General features: G+C 71.9%; 13 protein-coding genes. 8 read left to right on the top strand and 5 right to left on the bottom strand.

Annotated features, from left to right (window positions below; genetic code table 11):
• Positions 1-551, bottom strand: a 551-nt coding sequence (locus AEQ27_RS17615) for a phosphotransferase family protein (protein WP_161805447.1), incomplete at its 3' end; no start/stop codon positions are given.
• 627 nt (positions 552-1178) lie between these two features.
• Between AEQ27_RS17615 and AEQ27_RS01925 the strand changes: the two genes are divergently transcribed.
• Both AEQ27_RS01925 and AEQ27_RS01920 read left to right on the top strand, forming a co-directional pair.
• On the top strand, positions 1179-2255 hold the full coding sequence (locus AEQ27_RS01925; protein WP_054145149.1) for an aromatic acid exporter family protein: 1077 nt from the start codon (positions 1179-1181) through the stop codon (positions 2253-2255).
• Positions 2256-2264: 9 nt separating this feature from the next.
• The gene (locus AEQ27_RS01920; protein ID WP_082383152.1) at positions 2265-3221 is read left to right on the top strand and encodes an alpha/beta fold hydrolase; all 957 of its coding nucleotides are present in this window, start codon (positions 2265-2267) and stop codon (positions 3219-3221) included.
• Here the strand turns inward: AEQ27_RS01920 and AEQ27_RS01915 are convergent.
• Both AEQ27_RS01915 and AEQ27_RS01910 read right to left on the bottom strand, forming a co-directional pair.
• A complete protein-coding gene (locus AEQ27_RS01915; protein ID WP_054145147.1) occupies positions 3218-3958 on the bottom strand; it encodes a triacylglycerol lipase in 741 nt (246 codons plus the stop codon). The genes AEQ27_RS01920 and AEQ27_RS01915 overlap by 4 nt on opposite strands.
• Positions 3959-3977: 19 nt before the next feature.
• Positions 3978-4352, bottom strand: coding sequence for a hypothetical protein (locus tag AEQ27_RS01910; protein ID WP_054145146.1), 375 nt, complete (start codon positions 4350-4352; stop codon positions 3978-3980).
• Positions 4353-4658: 306 nt separating this feature from the next.
• Between AEQ27_RS01910 and AEQ27_RS01905 the strand changes: the two genes are divergently transcribed.
• Together AEQ27_RS01905 and AEQ27_RS01900 are read left to right on the top strand one after the other, a co-directional pair.
• A complete protein-coding gene (locus AEQ27_RS01905; protein WP_082383151.1) occupies positions 4659-5198 on the top strand; it encodes a Dps family protein in 540 nt (179 codons plus the stop codon).
• A gap of 85 nt (positions 5199-5283) precedes the next feature.
• A complete protein-coding gene (locus AEQ27_RS01900) occupies positions 5284-6465 on the top strand; it encodes an NAD(P)/FAD-dependent oxidoreductase (RefSeq protein ID WP_054145145.1) in 1182 nt (393 codons plus the stop codon).
• An 83-nt stretch (positions 6466-6548) separates the two neighbouring features.
• Here AEQ27_RS01900 and AEQ27_RS01895 read toward each other — a convergent pair whose 3' ends face one another.
• Positions 6549-7421, bottom strand: coding sequence for an SMP-30/gluconolactonase/LRE family protein (locus AEQ27_RS01895; RefSeq protein WP_054145144.1), 873 nt, complete (start codon positions 7419-7421; stop codon positions 6549-6551).
• A 239-nt stretch (positions 7422-7660) separates the two neighbouring features.
• On the opposite strand from AEQ27_RS01895, the gene AEQ27_RS01890 reads away from it, so the two are divergent.
• From AEQ27_RS01890 to AEQ27_RS01880, 3 genes are read left to right on the top strand one after another with little or no spacing between them, the layout of a single operon-like run.
• Positions 7661-9481 (top strand): glycoside hydrolase family 15 protein, encoded by a 1821-nt coding sequence (locus AEQ27_RS01890; RefSeq protein ID WP_054145153.1) that lies wholly within the window; start codon positions 7661-7663, stop codon positions 9479-9481.
• Positions 9482-9501: 20 nt separating this feature from the next.
• The gene (locus tag AEQ27_RS01885) at positions 9502-11877 is read left to right on the top strand and encodes a phosphoketolase (protein ID WP_054145152.1); all 2376 of its coding nucleotides are present in this window, start codon (positions 9502-9504) and stop codon (positions 11875-11877) included.
• A gap of 41 nt (positions 11878-11918) precedes the next feature.
• Positions 11919-12197, top strand: a complete 279-nt coding sequence (locus AEQ27_RS01880) for a Rho termination factor N-terminal domain-containing protein (RefSeq protein ID WP_054145143.1) — start codon at positions 11919-11921, stop codon at positions 12195-12197.
• Between the two features lie 9 nt (positions 12198-12206).
• On the opposite strand, the gene AEQ27_RS01875 is transcribed toward AEQ27_RS01880, so the two are convergent.
• The gene (locus tag AEQ27_RS01875) at positions 12207-13208 is read right to left on the bottom strand and encodes a Ku protein (RefSeq protein WP_054145151.1); all 1002 of its coding nucleotides are present in this window, start codon (positions 13206-13208) and stop codon (positions 12207-12209) included.
• Between the two features lie 91 nt (positions 13209-13299).
• On the opposite strand from AEQ27_RS01875, the gene AEQ27_RS01870 reads away from it, so the two are divergent.
• Positions 13300-14187 (top strand): SDR family oxidoreductase, encoded by an 888-nt coding sequence (locus tag AEQ27_RS01870; protein WP_054145142.1) that lies wholly within the window; start codon positions 13300-13302, stop codon positions 14185-14187.
• Positions 14188-14414 lie beyond the last annotated feature (227 nt).

The following is a 14414-nucleotide window of genomic DNA, read 5'->3' as shown; positions in this document are numbered from 1 at the left end:
GACACAGCCCCGCAGGGCCAACCGCCGTAGGAGACAGACTGGAGGAAGAGACCGCCCTCGCAGGCCCGTGCCGCGGCCCCGCCGCCGTCGCCCCGGTGCCACTGCCCGGTCACGACCAGGTGGGCGACGAGGGCCGCGGCGTCACGGGCCGGGTGCCCGAGCCCCGCGGTGTCGACGTCGAGCAGACCGGTGACCCGCCATGGCTCGGACGGGTGCACGAACAGCTGCTCGAGGTGCAGGTCGCCGTGGATCACGACCAGGGCGTCGGAGGCGGAGGAGGCGCGGCGCCGGTCGATCTCGTCGTAGAGGCCGTCGATCTCGGTCGCCCGGTCGGGCAGCGCGGCGCGCAGCGTCGACCGGTGCCAGGCCCCGTGGTCGAGGGCGTCGGACTGTGCCCGGGCGGTCACCTCGACCCGGGCGATGCGCGTCCCCAGGTCGACCATCTGCTCGACGAACCGGGGGTCGTCGGCGAGCTCGACGACGCGCTGCCCGGCCGGCACCCCGGGGACGCGCCCGCGGCCGCGCAGGCCGTCCGGTCGCGACGCGAGCACGGCGGGCGCCGCAGCCCCTGCGCCCGGGCCGCCTCGCGCAGGGCGACGCCCGGCCCCCCCCGGACGGGCCGGACCACCTTGAGGAAGACGGTCGTCTCGGCGGCGTCGAGGCGGATCACGGCCCGCTTGCCGGGTCGGTGCGCCGCGACGCTCAACCGGGGGTCGGTGACGACGACGCCGAGGGCCGCGAGCGCGTCGGCGACCCGGTCGGGGTAGGTGGCCCCGGCGAGCGCCGGCAGCAGGGGGTCGGCCGGGTAGGCCCAGACGGCGAGCGGCTGACCGGTGGTCGGGTCGCGGGGGAGGACCGACGACGCGTCGGCGGCCCGGGGGGCGGTGTCGATGAAGGTCAGCACGGTCGACGTCGCGCCGGCGGGGGCGACCGGGTCGACCTCGTAGCCGTAGAGGAACCCGGCGCCCGAGGGCTCGGCCGAGGGGGGGCGGAAGGCGACGACGGTCAGCCCCGAGTTCGCGAACGCGGCGGGGGGCACCTCGGCGGGGGTGGGCCACACGGGGACGCAGTCAACCAGCACCCGACCCGCTCGGCGGGGGGGGGGGGGGGGGGGGCCGTTTCGTGACCTGACGCGGCGTCGCGACGCGGGCCGCGCCTCCCCGTCTACCCTGGGGGTCGTGAAGATCGTCTCGCGCATCCGCCAGACGAAGCGCGCGCCCCTGTTGCAGGTGGTGAAGACCAGCGTCGCGGTGATGGCGGCGTGGTTCGCGTCGGTGGCCCTGTTGCAGCAGCCGTTGCCGATCTTCGCGGCGATCGCGGCCCTGCTCGTGGTGCTGCCGAGCGTCAACCAGTCGTTCGTCCGCGGGCTCGAGCGCAGCGTGGGCGTCATCGCCGGCGTGCTCATCGCGTTCGCGGCCGGCCAGCTGTTCGGTGACGCGACCTGGATCGTGCTGGCGATCGTCGTGGTGAGCCTGCTCGTCGCCTGGGCGTTCCGCCTGACGCCGAGTTCGGCGAACCAGGTGCCGATCTCGGCGATGCTCGTCCTCGCGATCGGCGCCCAGACGCCCGACTACGCGCTCGACCGGGTGCTCGAGACCATCATCGGCGCGGCCATCGCGCTGGCGATCAACGCGTTGATCGTGCCTCCCGTCGCGCTCGCGCCGGCGCACCTCGCCGTCGGCCGCCTGGCGCGCGACATCGCATCCGTGCTCGACGAGACCGCCGCCGTGCTCGACGAGCCGGTCGACGGGCCGCGACTCGCCACCGGCTTGACCGAGGCGCGCGAGCTGCGGGTGGTCCAGGCCCGAGCGGTCGACGCGGTCACCGCGGGCGAGGAGAGCCTGCAGCTCAACCCCCGCGCGAGCCGCAACCGCAGCGTGCTCGAGGCCGACGCGGCGCTGCTCCGGCGGCTGACCGTGCTCGTCAACCGCGTCGTGGGCATGGTGCGGTCGGTCCACGACAACTACGACCCGGGGTTGGCCGACGACCCCGTGGTGCAGAGCATCGCCGAGGACCTGCGACGGGCCGCCCACGACGTGCGCCTGTTGGCGCGGACCACCGAGGAGGCGCTCCCGGGTGCGCGCGACTCCCGCGTCCCCGACACCACCGGCGGGCACGCGACGGGCCCCGGGCACGACGACGGCCCGGCTCTCACCTCGCCGGTCAGCGTGCTGCGACCCGACCCGGACAACTGGGTGCTGGTCGGGTCGCTGCTCGAGGACCTGCGACGCGTGCGGGAAGAGATCATCGGGTAGCATCCGACGATGCGACGGGGCCGGGCGACAGAGGTGCTCGATCCGAGCCTCGACCGGTACGCCCCCTTCGACCTGGTGACCGATCCGCGGGCCGTCGGCATCGACCGCGAGACCGTCGAGACGGCGCAGGGCCGGACCGTCGTGCACCACGCACCGGTGCCGGCCGACCGGTCCGCGCGACGCCGGGCCACGGTCATGCTGCACGGGGCGGCCGGCTCGTGGACGACCTGGACTCCTCTGCTGCAGGCCCTCCGCGAGGTGGACGCGGTCGTCTCGCGACCCGTCCTGATCGACCTGCCCGGGTGGGGGGCCTCGCCGGAACCCGCCCGGGGTCTCGACGTGGAGTCGGCCGCCGCCGTGGTGGTCGAGGTCACCGAGGCGTTGGGCATCACCGAGTTCGACCTCGTCGGCCACTCGATGGGGGCGTTCGTCGCCCTGCACCTGGCCGCCGTCCGACCCGACCTCGTGCTCAGCGTCTCGGTCGTGTCGGCCACGTCGTTCTCGGCGATCGACGCCGTGACGCACCCGGTGCGCGGCCTCCTCCGACTGCCCGCGTTCACCTTGCTGCGCGCGGTGTTCGCGGTGCTGCCCCGCGCCTCCGTGTCCTTGCTGCGGGGTGCCGCACGTCTCGGCCTGCTGCGCACCCTGTCGTCGCCGGTGTTCCGACACGTCGACCGCGTCCCCCGCTCGGTGCTCGAGGCGTTCGTCGCCGAGCTGCGGCCCCGGGGGTTCCTCGCCGCGTCCCGCTCGGGGCAGGGCTACGACACCGCGCGGTGGCGCGGGATCGAGTGCGACGTGGCCGCCGTCAGCGGTGCCGACGACGTCTTCGCCCGATCGTCGGACCTCGACCGCCTCGGCGAGGTCGTCCGTCACGCCCGCACGACGCTGCTCGACGACTGCGGCCACTTCGCCCACGTCGAGCGCCCGGTCGAGACACTGCGGGCCCTCGGCTGGGTCGAGGGCTAGGACGCCTCGGCCGTCGGCCCCGCGCCCGCCCCGTGCTCGACCTCGCGCACGATCATCGCGACGCACCGTGCGTGGCCCAGCGGCCGGAAGTGCCCGTCGACCGGGAACTCGAGGTTGACCGCGCCCGGCAGCACGCTTCCCTCGGTGACGTGGGCGTCGAACCGGGACGCCATCGAGGCGATGGTGCGGTTCGCCTCACGCTGCTCGGCGAGCCGCAGCAGGTCGGCATCACGGGGCGAGAAGGGCCGCAGCGCCCGGACGGGCAGCACCGTCGCCCAGCGCGACCCCGAGAACGGACTGTTCACCGTCACCATGCGGGCGATGCGGCGATCGGTGTCGGTCGCGACCATCATCGTCTTGCCGACCAGTCCGCCCTTGCTGTGCGCCAGGACCACGACGTCCCTCAGGTCGTGGGCGTCCAGGATGCGTTGCGCGACCTCGGCGGTGGCCGCGATCGGACGACGGTTGTGACCCATGCCCGGCGCGACGACGACCGGGTGCCCCAGGTCGTTCAGCCGGTCGGCCACCGGACGGAGGAACCGCCAGGTCTCGTAGACGCCCGGCAGCAGCAGCACCGGCTCGCGGTCGCCGTCGCGGTAGCGCCCCGGCCCCCCCCCGCCGGATCGCGGCCCGAGGCGCACCCCCCAGACGTACCGGTAGGCGAGCACGACGGTGCGGAGGACCCGCCGGAGGCCGACGCGACGGCGTCCGTGACCGCGCGACGGTGTGGAGCTCATGCCGCCACGCTAGGCGACGTCAGGCGGCCGTGCCCACCAGCGGCAGCTCGCCCCAGGGCTCGCCCTCGGGCCAGGCGATCGACTCGACCGCGGCCCGGGCCATCTCGAGCGTGAGGTCCCAGCGGCCGCAGATCGACGCCCACGGGGGCGGGAAGGACGCCGCGTCGTCGAGCAGGGCCAGGGCGAGACCGCCGAGCCCGGCTCGGGCCGCCGCGCTCGCCGCGTCGGGCAGGGCGTCCGCGAGGCCGTGGACGACCCTCACTCGATGGGCGAAGTCCATCTGCTCGATGTCGTCGAACGCGCCCCACGCGCTCTCGATCTCGCGTCGCAGCCTGGTGATCTCGACCGCGTCGAAGCCGGGTCGGTCGGCGCGTCCGGGTACCGCTCGTGCCATGTCAGCCCCCCTCAGAGCATGGGCCGAGGATCGGGTACCCGCGGCCGGGCGTCGGCTTCGGTGCCGATGCAGGCGAACATACCATCCGGTACGGTCCGTCCTCCAGGGCCGTGGATCACGAGTCGATCACGGCCGGCAGCGCCACGTCGGCACGTCCCCGGGGGGCGCGGTCAGGCGCTCCGGTCGGGCCGTCCTGCTCGCCTGTCCCCCGAAGACTGAGCCGTCGCCGAGGGCCGCGGTCTACCGTCCACCTCGCACCCACCGGTGCGACGACTCCGCACGAACCCACGACGAACGGGAGACATCATGTTCCAGGGATCCGACCAACTCCGCGACAACATGCAGAAGGTCCTCGTCGACCTCATCGAACTGCACGTCCAGGGCAAGCAGGCGCACTGGAACCTGCTCGGCTCGAACTTCCGCGACCTCCACCTGCAGCTCGACGAGATCGTCGACGCCGCCCGCGAGTTCAGCGACGAGGTGGCCGAGCGCATGCGCGCCGTCTACCTGATCCCCGACGGCCGCACCTCGACCGTCACCCGCGGGACGAGCCTGCCCGAGTTCCCCGCCGGCCCCGTCGAGACCACCGCGGTGGTCGACCTGATCGTCGACCGCATGTACGCCGTCACCGGCACGATGCGCGCGGTCCACGACGACGTCGACGACGAGGACCCCACGACGGCCGACGTGTTGCACAGCATCCTCGAGCGCCTCGAGCAGCTCGCCTGGATGACCGGTGCCGAGAACCGTCACCCCGAGAAGGACGCCCGTCAGGACGACACGCGCCAGCGTGACGAGGAGGCCGCAGCCGAGGGCCTCGACCGCGTCGGCGCCATCGCCAACTGACCCGACCACCTCACGAGGGCACCGTCCGGGAGCGCGCGACCCGCGCCTCCCGGGCGGTGCCCTCTCTCGTCGAGAGGACGACCCCATGACCGAATCGTTCGACCACGTCATCGTGGGCGGCGGCATGACCGCCGACGCCGCCGCCAAGGCCATCCACGAGGCCACCCCCGACGCGTCGGTGCTGATCGTCAGCGCCGACGTCGATGCGCCCTACACGCGTCCGGCGCTGTCCAAGAAGCTCTGGACCGACCCCGACTACACCGAGGCCGACAACGACCTCGGCACCGTCGCCGACTCGGGTGCCGAGATCCGGCTGCGCACGCTCGTCGAGTCGATCGACCGCGACGCCCGCACCGTGACCACCAGCGCCGGCGACGTCATCGGCTACGGCGCCCTGCTGCTCGCCACGGGCGGCAGTCCCACCGCACTCGACCTGCCGGACGACGACCGCGTCGTGTACTTCCGGACCGCCGAGGACTACCGCCGACTGCGCTCCCTCTCCGGCGGCGGCCGCCACGTCGTCGTCGTCGGCGGCAGCTACATCGGCACCGAGCTCGCCGCGGCCCTCGTGCAGAACGACACCCGCGTGACGCTGGTCTTCCCGGACGACGTGCTCGGCGGATCGGTCTTCCCCGCGTCGATCGCCTCGGCGTTCGAGGGAGCATTCGAGGAGGCGCGGGTCGAGCTGGCCCGCGGACGTCGCGTCGAGAGCGGCACGGCCGACGACGCCGGCGTCCACCTGCGACTCGACGACGGCACGACCCTCGACGCCGACGCGGTCGTCGTCGGGCTCGGCATCTCGGTCGACGACCAGCTCGCGGCCGACGCGGGTCTGACCGTCGACGACGGCATCGTGGTCGACGAGCACCTGCGGACGAGCGATGCGAACGTGTTCGCCGCCGGCGACGTGGCCTCGTACCCGGACGCGATCCTCGGGCGCCGCCGCGTCGAGCACGTCGACAACGCCAAGTCGCAGGGCCCCGTCGTCGGTCGCAACATGACCGGCGCCGACGAGGTCTACGACCACACGCCGTACTACTACTCGAAGGTCTTCGACATCTCGTACGAGGCCGTCGGCACGCTCGACGCGTCGCTCGAGACGGTCGTCGACGACAAGGGCGACGGGCGTGCGGTCGCCTACTACCTCGGCGACGAGGGATCGGTCGAGGGCGTGCTGCTCTGGAACGTCGAGGAGGCCCGTGACGCGGCCAGGGCCGTCATCGCGGCCGGGGCCGTCCCCCGCGAGGAGCTCGTCGGGCGCATCTGACGCCCACCCGCCGACGGCATGACGACGCCCGCCCGATCACATGATCGGGCGGGCGTCGTCGTCCGCGGCGGGGCCGCGTCGCGTCAGCCGAACAGGAACGGCGGGCGGGCGGCCCGGTCGAGCTCGAGGGCGAAGATTCCCCCGCTCAGCGGGAACTCGTCGAGCTGGTCGGCGCTCAGCCCCTCGCGGGCCGACAGCACGAACAGCGTGCGCAGGTCGTCACCGCCGAAGCCGATGCCGGTGAGGTTCGGCACCGGGAAGGTGATCTCGTCGACGAGACCGCCGTCGGCGTCGAGGTGCACCACCTTGCCCTCTCCGTATATGGCCCCCCAGAACTCGCCGTGCTCGTCGCGGGCCAGGCCGTCGTGGGCGCCCTGCGACGAGAACGGGACGAGCTCGCCCAGGGTGCCGTCGGCATCCCACGACGCCCGGTAGATCGTGTCGTCGCCGGTGTCGGTCAGGTAGATCTCGCTGCCGTCGTCGTTCCACTCGAAGCCGTTGGTCGTGGCGAAGTCGTCACGCAGCTGGGTGAGCGTGCCGTCCGGGGCGACGCGGTAGAGACCGGCCACGGGGCTGCCCTCGGGGTCGGTGGCGCCGACGACGAAGGCGCCGAACGGGTCGCACTTGCCCTCGTTCAGCCGGAGGCGCTCGTCGGCGTGGTCGACCGTCGCGATCGTCCGCTGCTCGGTCCCGTCGTCGCGCATGACGATCACCGTGTCGTCCAGTGCGGCGATCAGGCCGCCCCCGCGACGACGCTGGAAGCTCGGCAGGGGCGGGTCCACGACGACCGTCGTGTCACGTGTGCCGTCCGCCGAGGTGCGGTGCAGGAGGCCGTTCGTGATGTCGGTCCAGACCAGCTCGTGGGCGTCGACGTCCCAGACGGGACTCTCGCCGAGGGTGGCCCTCGCGTCGAAGAACAGGCGGGGTTCGGACGTGGTTCCGGTCGGAAGGGACATCCGACCGGTCTACCCGCCCGACATGTCCACCGGCTCCGTTTCTCGCCCCCAGGGGTACGGAGGCCGTCCCTTGCACACAGAACACTGCGAGGGACGGGCACGAGGAGGCGCGCTGGGCCACCGTAGGAGGGGTGACGGACACCCTCGAGACCACCGACGACATCCAGGCCGAGCACTTCGGCGCGACGACGGCCGCCGCCGGCGAATGGCACCGCCCCGATCCCCGCGACGACGGCTACGTGCCGCTGCGCTCCTACGGGGCGATCGGCGACGGCCGGACCGTCGCCCTCATCGCCCGCGACGGCCAGATCGACTGGCTGCCGATGCCCGACATGAACAGCGACCCGGTGTTCTCCGGCATCGTCGACGCGGGCAAGGGTGGACGCATCGAACTGCGCCCCGTCGACGACGACTTCGAGGTGCAGCGCGAGTACGTCGAGAACACGAACGTCCTCGTGACCCGCTTCCGCACCTCCACGGGTGTCGTCCAGATCACCGACGCGCTGGTCACCGGCGTCGCGGGGCGTCTGCCCTGGGCCGAACTCGCCCGTCGCATCGAGGGCGTCACCGGGTCGGTCGACATGCGCTGGGCGGTGATCCCGGGCAACACGTTCGGCACGCACCCGATCCGCCGCGTCGACACGTTGCACGGGCCGGTCCTGCGGGCCGCCGACATCAACCTGGCCCTGGTCGGCTTCGAGCACGGCCGCCTCGACTCGGTCGAGCCCGGCGACGGCGAGGCCCACGGTGGCCCTCACCGGTTCTGGGGCGAGTTCACCACCCACGAGGGGTCGCGCTCGCTGATCTGCCTCTGCGGCGTCGAGGACGAACCCCTGCATCTGCCCGACCCGCACGTGGTCGACCAGGGCATCGAGCGCACGGTGCGCAACTGGCAGACCTGGTCGGACGAGTTCAACTGGGACGGCCCGTGGTCCGGCGCCGTGCAGCGCAGCGCCCTGGCGCTCAAACTGCTGATCTTCAGCCCCACCGGCGCGATCGCGGCCGCCGCCACGGCGGCCCTGCCCGAGAACTTCACCGGGGACAAGAACTGGGACTACCGCTTCGCGTGGGTGCGCGACCTGGCGTACACGGTCAACGCGCTCGTTCGCTTCGGACTGCGCGAAGAGACCCAGGCGGCCGTCTCGTGGCTGCTCTCGGCGCTCAAGGCCAACGGCCGCACGATGCACATCTTCCTCAACCTCGACGGCTCGGTGCCCGACGGCACCCACGAGACCGGCTCCGAGGGCTGGCGCGGCATCGGCCCGGTCTACAAGGGCAATCCGGCGGGCGAGCAGCTGCAGCTCGGCACCTACGCGGACATCCTGGCGATCATGAGCCAGTACGCGGCCGACGGCAACATCCTCGACGAGTCCACCGGCGACCTGCTCGCCGGTTTCGCCGACGACGCCTGCCGCCGCTGGCAGGAGAAGGACTCGGGCATGTGGGAGCTGCCGGACGAGCAGCACTACGTCAGCAGCAAGATGGGCTGTTGGCAGGCAATCGACGCCGCCCTGCACCTCACCGAGGTCGGCCAGATGCACCCCGACCCCGAGGACGTCGTCTTCTGGCGGAAGAACCGCGACCAGATCAAGGACTGGGTCGCCGAGCACGGCTGGAACGAGAAGATCGGCTCGTACGTCATGTACCCGGGCAGCGAGAAGCTCGACGCCTCGGTGCTGCTGCACGCCCCCAGCGGTTTCGACCGCGGCGAGCGCATGTCCCGCACGATCGACGCGATGCAGCGTGAGCTCTCCGCCGGTCCCCTGGTGTTCCGCTACAGCGAGGTCGACGAAGAGGAAGGCACGTTCGTGGCCTGTGCCTTCTGGCTCGCGAGCGCCCTGGCCTGCGTGGGCCGTCAGGACGAAGCGGTCGAGCTGATGGACCAGCTCGTGCAGCAGCCGAACGACGTCGGCCTGCTGACCGAGATGATCAGCGCCGACGACGGGCAGTTCCTCGGCAACGTGCCCCAGGGCCTCAGCCACCTCGCCCTCGTCAACGCCGCGATCACCATCGACGAGATGAGCCGTGAGGGCACCACCGACGACATGGAGGGCCAGTGACGAACGACGACTCGACGCCGATGCCGTCGGCGACCCCCGACGAGCTCGTGCTCGTCGACGCGTGGTGGCGGGCGGCGAACTACCTGACCGTCGGGCAGATCTACCTGATGGACAACGCACTGCTCACGCGGCCGATCGCGCGCGACGACATCAAGCCGCGCCTCCTCGGCCACTGGGGCACGTCACCGGCGCTGAGCTTCGTCTACGCGCACCTCAACCGCGTGATCCGCCGCGACGACCGCGACCTCTTGTACGTCTGCGGCCCGGGGCACGGCGGGCCGGCCATGGTCGCCAACACGTACCTCGAGGGCACCTACAGCGAGTTGTTCCCCGAGGTGTCACAGGACGCCACGGGGCTGCGGAAGCTGTTCAAGCAGTTCTCGTTCCCGGGGGGCATCCCGTCGCACGCGGCCCCCGAGACCCCGGGGTCGATCAACGAGGGCGGCGAACTCGGGTACTCGCTGAGCCACGCCTACGGCGCGGTGCTCGACGACCCCGACCTGGTGGCCGTCTGCGTCATCGGCGACGGCGAGGCCGAGACCGGGCCACTGGCGACGAGCTGGCACGCGAACAAGCTGCTCGACGCCCGGCACGACGGGGCCGTGCTGCCGATCCTCAACCTCAACGGCTACAAGATCGCGAACCCGACGGTGCTCTCGCGCATCCCCGAGAGCGAGCTGCTCGAGCTGATGCGGGGTTACGGGTACGAGCCGCTCGTCGTCGCCGGCGGTTTCGACGGCGAGGACCCGATGCGGGTGCACGAGCGCATGGCCGCCGCCCTCGACCACGCCTTCGCCCGCATCGACGAGCTGCAGCGCGAGGCCCGCGACGGCGACGGCACCGAACGCCCGCGGTGGCCCATGATCGTGCTGCGCACCCCGAAGGGCTGGACCGGCCCGAAGGTCGTCGACGGCGAGCGCATCGAGGGCACCTGGCGCGCACACCAGGTGCCGCTCAGCGGGGTCCGAGAGGACGACGGACACCGGGCGCAGCTCGACGACTGGATGCGGTCGTACGGTGCCGACGATCTCTTCGACGAGACGGGTCGGCCGGTGGCCTGGCTCGACGGGCTCCGGCCCCGGGGCGCGAAGCGCATGAGCGCCATCCCGGCGTCCAACGGCGGTCTCGTGCGTCGCGACCTCACCCTCACCGACTACCGCACGCACGCGGTCGAGACCTCGGACGACCGGCGCACCCAGGCCGAGGCGACCCGGGTGCTCGGTCGGTGGCTCGCCGAGATCGTCCGCGACAACCCGACGACGTTCCGTCTCTTCGGACCCGACGAGACCGTCTCGAACCGACTCGATCCGGTGTTCGACGTGACCGAGCGGGTGTGGGCCGCCGACATCTGGCCCGAGGACGAGCACGTGGCCCGCAGCGGGCGCGTGATGGAGGTGCTGAGCGAGCACCTGCTGCAGGGCCTCATGGAGGGCTACCTGCTGACCGGGCGCCACGGGCTGCTCAACACCTACGAGGCCTTCGTGCACATCGTCGACTCGATGTTCAACCAGCACGCCAAATGGCTCGAGAGCGCCGACGAGATCGACTGGCGCGCGCCCATCTCGTCCTTCACGTACCTGCTGTCGTCGCACGTCTGGCGGCAGGACCACAACGGGTTCTCGCACCAGGACCCCGGGTTCCTCGACGTCGTCGTCAACAAGCAGGCGCACCTCGTGCGCATCTACCTGGCGCCCGACGCCAACACCCTGCTGGCCGTGGCCGACCACGCGTTCCGGACGACCGACACGGTCAACGTGATCGTCGCCGGCAAGCAGGAGTCCCCCGCCTGGCTGTCGCTGTCCGAGGCCGAGGAGCACGTCCGGCGTGGCGTGGGCGTCTGGGAGTGGGCCGGCACCGAGGGTGCCCCCGTCGACGGCGTCGACCCCGACGTGGTGCTGGCCTGTGCCGGCGACGTGCCGACCCTCGAGACCGTGGCGGCCGCCGACCTGCTGCGTCAGGTACTGCCGTCGCTGAGCACGCGCGTGGTCAACGTGGTCGACCTCATGCGACTGCAAGACTCGACGGAGCACTCGCACGGCCTCACGAACGACGACTTCGATGCCCTCTTCACGACGTCGAAACCGGTCGTGTTCGACTTCCACGGCTACCCGTCGCTCGTGCACCGGCTCACCTACCGACGGACGAACCACGAGAACCTGCACGTGCGCGGCTTCCAGGAGAAGGGCACGACCACCACGCCCTTCGACATGGCGATGCTCAACGACATCGACCGATACCGGTTGGTGCTCGACGTGCTGCACCGGGTGCCGGGGCTGGCCGACGAGCACCCCGAGGTGATCGCGGACTTCGAGTCACGACGCGAGGCCGCCCGGGCCTACGCCTACGAACACGGCGAGGACCACCCCGACGTGACCGGCTGGCAGTTCGGCGCCTGAGGCGTGCGACGGGCCGCCGCGCCGAGTGTACGGTCGGGCGCATGACGCCGAAGGATGAGACTCCCCCGCAGCTGAAGAAGCCCGACATGTACGAGGCGCTCCGCGACGAGGGCGCCTCGAAGGAGAAAGCCGCGCGAATCTCGAACGCTGCCGCCCAGAAGGGCAACAGTGAGAAGAAGGTGGCCGCGAAGGGCGGGAAGTCGGGTTCGTACGACGACTGGACGGTGGACGAACTCAGAGGCCGCGCGAAAGAGCTCGGCGTGACCGGCTACTCCGACCTGAAGAAGGCCGACCTGATCGAGGAGCTCCGCGAGCACTGACCGCTACGGTCAGCTGGCCTTCTTCTCGGGGGCCGCCTTCTTCTCGGGAGCCGGCTTCTTCTCGGAGGTGGACGAGGCGGGCTTCTTCTTCGCTGCCGGCTTCTTCGCGGCAGGCTTCTTCCCGGCCTGCTTCTTCGTGGCCGGCTTCTTCGCGGCGGGCTTCTCGGCGGCGGGCTTCTCGGCGGCGGCCGGCTTCTTGGTCGGCTTGCGGTGTCCGCCCGACCGGTTCGTCTCGACCGACCGGCGTAACGCCTCCATCAGGTCGATGACCTCGCCACCCTCACCGTCGTCGTCCTCGGGCTTCTCGCCGAAGGTGGCGTCGGTGTCGAGCGACTCCCCCTCCTCGAGCTTCGCGTCGATCAGCTGTCGCAACTCTTCCTGGTAGTCGTCGCTGAAATCGGCGGGCTCGAAGTCGTCGCTCAGCGAGTCGACGAGCGACGACGACATGTCGAGCTCCTTGTCGCTGATGCGCGTCTGCTTCTCGAGTGCCGGGAACCGCGCCTCGCGCACCTCGTCGTCCCAGAGCAGGGTCTGCAGCATGAGCACGTCGCCCCGCACGCGCAGGGCGGCGAGCCGCGTCTTCTGTCGCAGCGAGAAGTGCACGATCGCGGTGCGGTCGGTCTCCTCCAGGGTGCGGCGCAGCAGGACGTAGGCCTTGGGCGAGGTGCCGTCCGGCTCGAGGAAGTAGCTGCGGTCGAGCATGATCGGGTCGACCTGGTCGCTCGGCACGAACTCGAGCACGTCGATCTCGCGCGAGCGCTCCTCGGGCAGCGACTTGAGGTCGTCGCCCGTGATCACCACCGTGCGGTCGCCGTCGTCGTACGCCTTGTCGATGTGCTCGTAGTCGACGACCTTGCCGCAGATCTCGCACTTCCGCTGGTACCGGATGCGCCCACCGTCCGCGTCGTGCACCTGGTGCAGGGACACGTCGTGGTCCTCGGTGGCGCTGTACAGCTTGACGGGCACGTTGACGAGCCCGAACGTGATCGCGCCCTTCCAGATCGATCGCATGACGCTCATCTTTCTCCGCGTGCGCTCCGAATGACCGCCCACGGGGTACACGCCCCGACCGCAGGAGGCGCGGTGCGAGCAGCGTGGACGCATGAGCCAATACGACAAGAAGAACCCGGTCGACCTCTACCCCGCACCGCCGTTCCCGAAGCAGGAGCAGTCGTTGCCGGGCGAGGCCTGGAAGATGGACCCGAAGCCCGACCACGGCGAGACCAGCTACGTCGGCAAGGAGCGCCTCACCGGCTTCCGCGGCATCGTGACCGGCGGGGACTCGGGCATCGGTCGCGCCGCCGCGATCGCGCTCAGCCGCGAGGGTGCCGACCTCGTGCTCAGCTACCTGCCCCGCGAGCAGAAGGACGCCGAAGAGGTGCGCGACCTGCTCGAGGGCGAGGGTCGCAAGGCCGTCCTCGTCCCCGGCGACATCTCGGACGAGCAGTACTGCAAGGACCTCGTGCAGAAGGCGGTCGACGAGCTCGGCGGGCTCGACACCCTCGTCATGGTGGCCGGTCGCATGAAGAGCAACGACGACATCCTCACGCTCACCACCGAGGACATCGACTCGACCATCAAGACCAACGTCTACTCGCTGTTCTGGCTGACCCAGGCCGCGATCCCCCACCTCGAGCCCGGCTCGTCGATCGTGACGACCGGTTCGGTGCAGGGCACGCAGCCCAGCCCCGACAAGATCGACTACGCCCTGACCAAGGGTGCGATCGGCGTCTTCACCGCAGGTCTCGCGCAGCAGCTCGCCCCCAAGGGCATCCGCGTCAACCAGGTCTCGCCCGGCCCGGTGTGGACTCCCCTGCAGCCCGGCTCCGACGACGCCGAGACGGTGTCGGAGTTCGGCGGCCAGGCGCCGTTCGGCCGTCCCGGTCAGCCCGCCGAGCTCGCCGCCGCCTACGTCCACCTGGTGAGCCCCGAGTCGAGCTACACCTCGGGCGCGACCATCACGATCGCCGGAGCGATGCCCGCGGTCTGACCCGCGCCTCCTCGGCTCCGTCGTCCCGACGACACCACGGCCCGTCGTCCCGCTCGCGCGGGGCGGCGGGCCGCGGTCGATGCGGCGGGGTCCCCGCGGGGGCGGGGGGGCCGCGGCCGCCGCGGCCCGGGCCCGCCGCAGCCGGGGGGAAGGGGAGCGCGCAGCCCGCGGGGGGGCCGGGGGGGGGGGGCGGGGGGGGGCGCGGACCGCCGGGGGCGGGGGGGCCC

Source organism: Frigoribacterium sp. RIT-PI-h (assembly GCF_001297205.1).
GTDB lineage: Bacteria > Actinomycetota > Actinomycetes > Actinomycetales > Microbacteriaceae > Frigoribacterium.
This window is presented reverse-complemented; position numbering and strand designations above follow the sequence as displayed.

Coding starts and splice junctions, on each gene's coding strand:
- AEQ27_RS01900 (WP_054145145.1), top strand. CDS start 5,284: ATGACCGAATCGTTCGACCACGTCATCGTGGGCGGCGGCATGACCGCC.
- AEQ27_RS01915 (WP_054145147.1), bottom strand. CDS start 3,958: ATGAGCTCCACACCGTCGCGCGGTCACGGACGCCGTCGCGTCGGCCTC.
- AEQ27_RS01870 (WP_054145142.1), top strand. CDS start 13,300: ATGAGCCAATACGACAAGAAGAACCCGGTCGACCTCTACCCCGCACCG.
- AEQ27_RS01905 (WP_082383151.1), top strand. CDS start 4,659: ATGTTCCAGGGATCCGACCAACTCCGCGACAACATGCAGAAGGTCCTC.
- AEQ27_RS01875 (WP_054145151.1), bottom strand. CDS start 13,208: ATGCGATCGATCTGGAAGGGCGCGATCACGTTCGGGCTCGTCAACGTG.
- AEQ27_RS01895 (WP_054145144.1), bottom strand. CDS start 7,421: ATGTCCCTTCCGACCGGAACCACGTCCGAACCCCGCCTGTTCTTCGAC.
- AEQ27_RS01880 (WP_054145143.1), top strand. CDS start 11,919: ATGACGCCGAAGGATGAGACTCCCCCGCAGCTGAAGAAGCCCGACATG.
- AEQ27_RS01920 (WP_082383152.1), top strand. CDS start 2,265: ATGCGACGGGGCCGGGCGACAGAGGTGCTCGATCCGAGCCTCGACCGG.
- AEQ27_RS01885 (WP_054145152.1), top strand. CDS start 9,502: ATGCCGTCGGCGACCCCCGACGAGCTCGTGCTCGTCGACGCGTGGTGG.
- AEQ27_RS01910 (WP_054145146.1), bottom strand. CDS start 4,352: ATGGCACGAGCGGTACCCGGACGCGCCGACCGACCCGGCTTCGACGCG.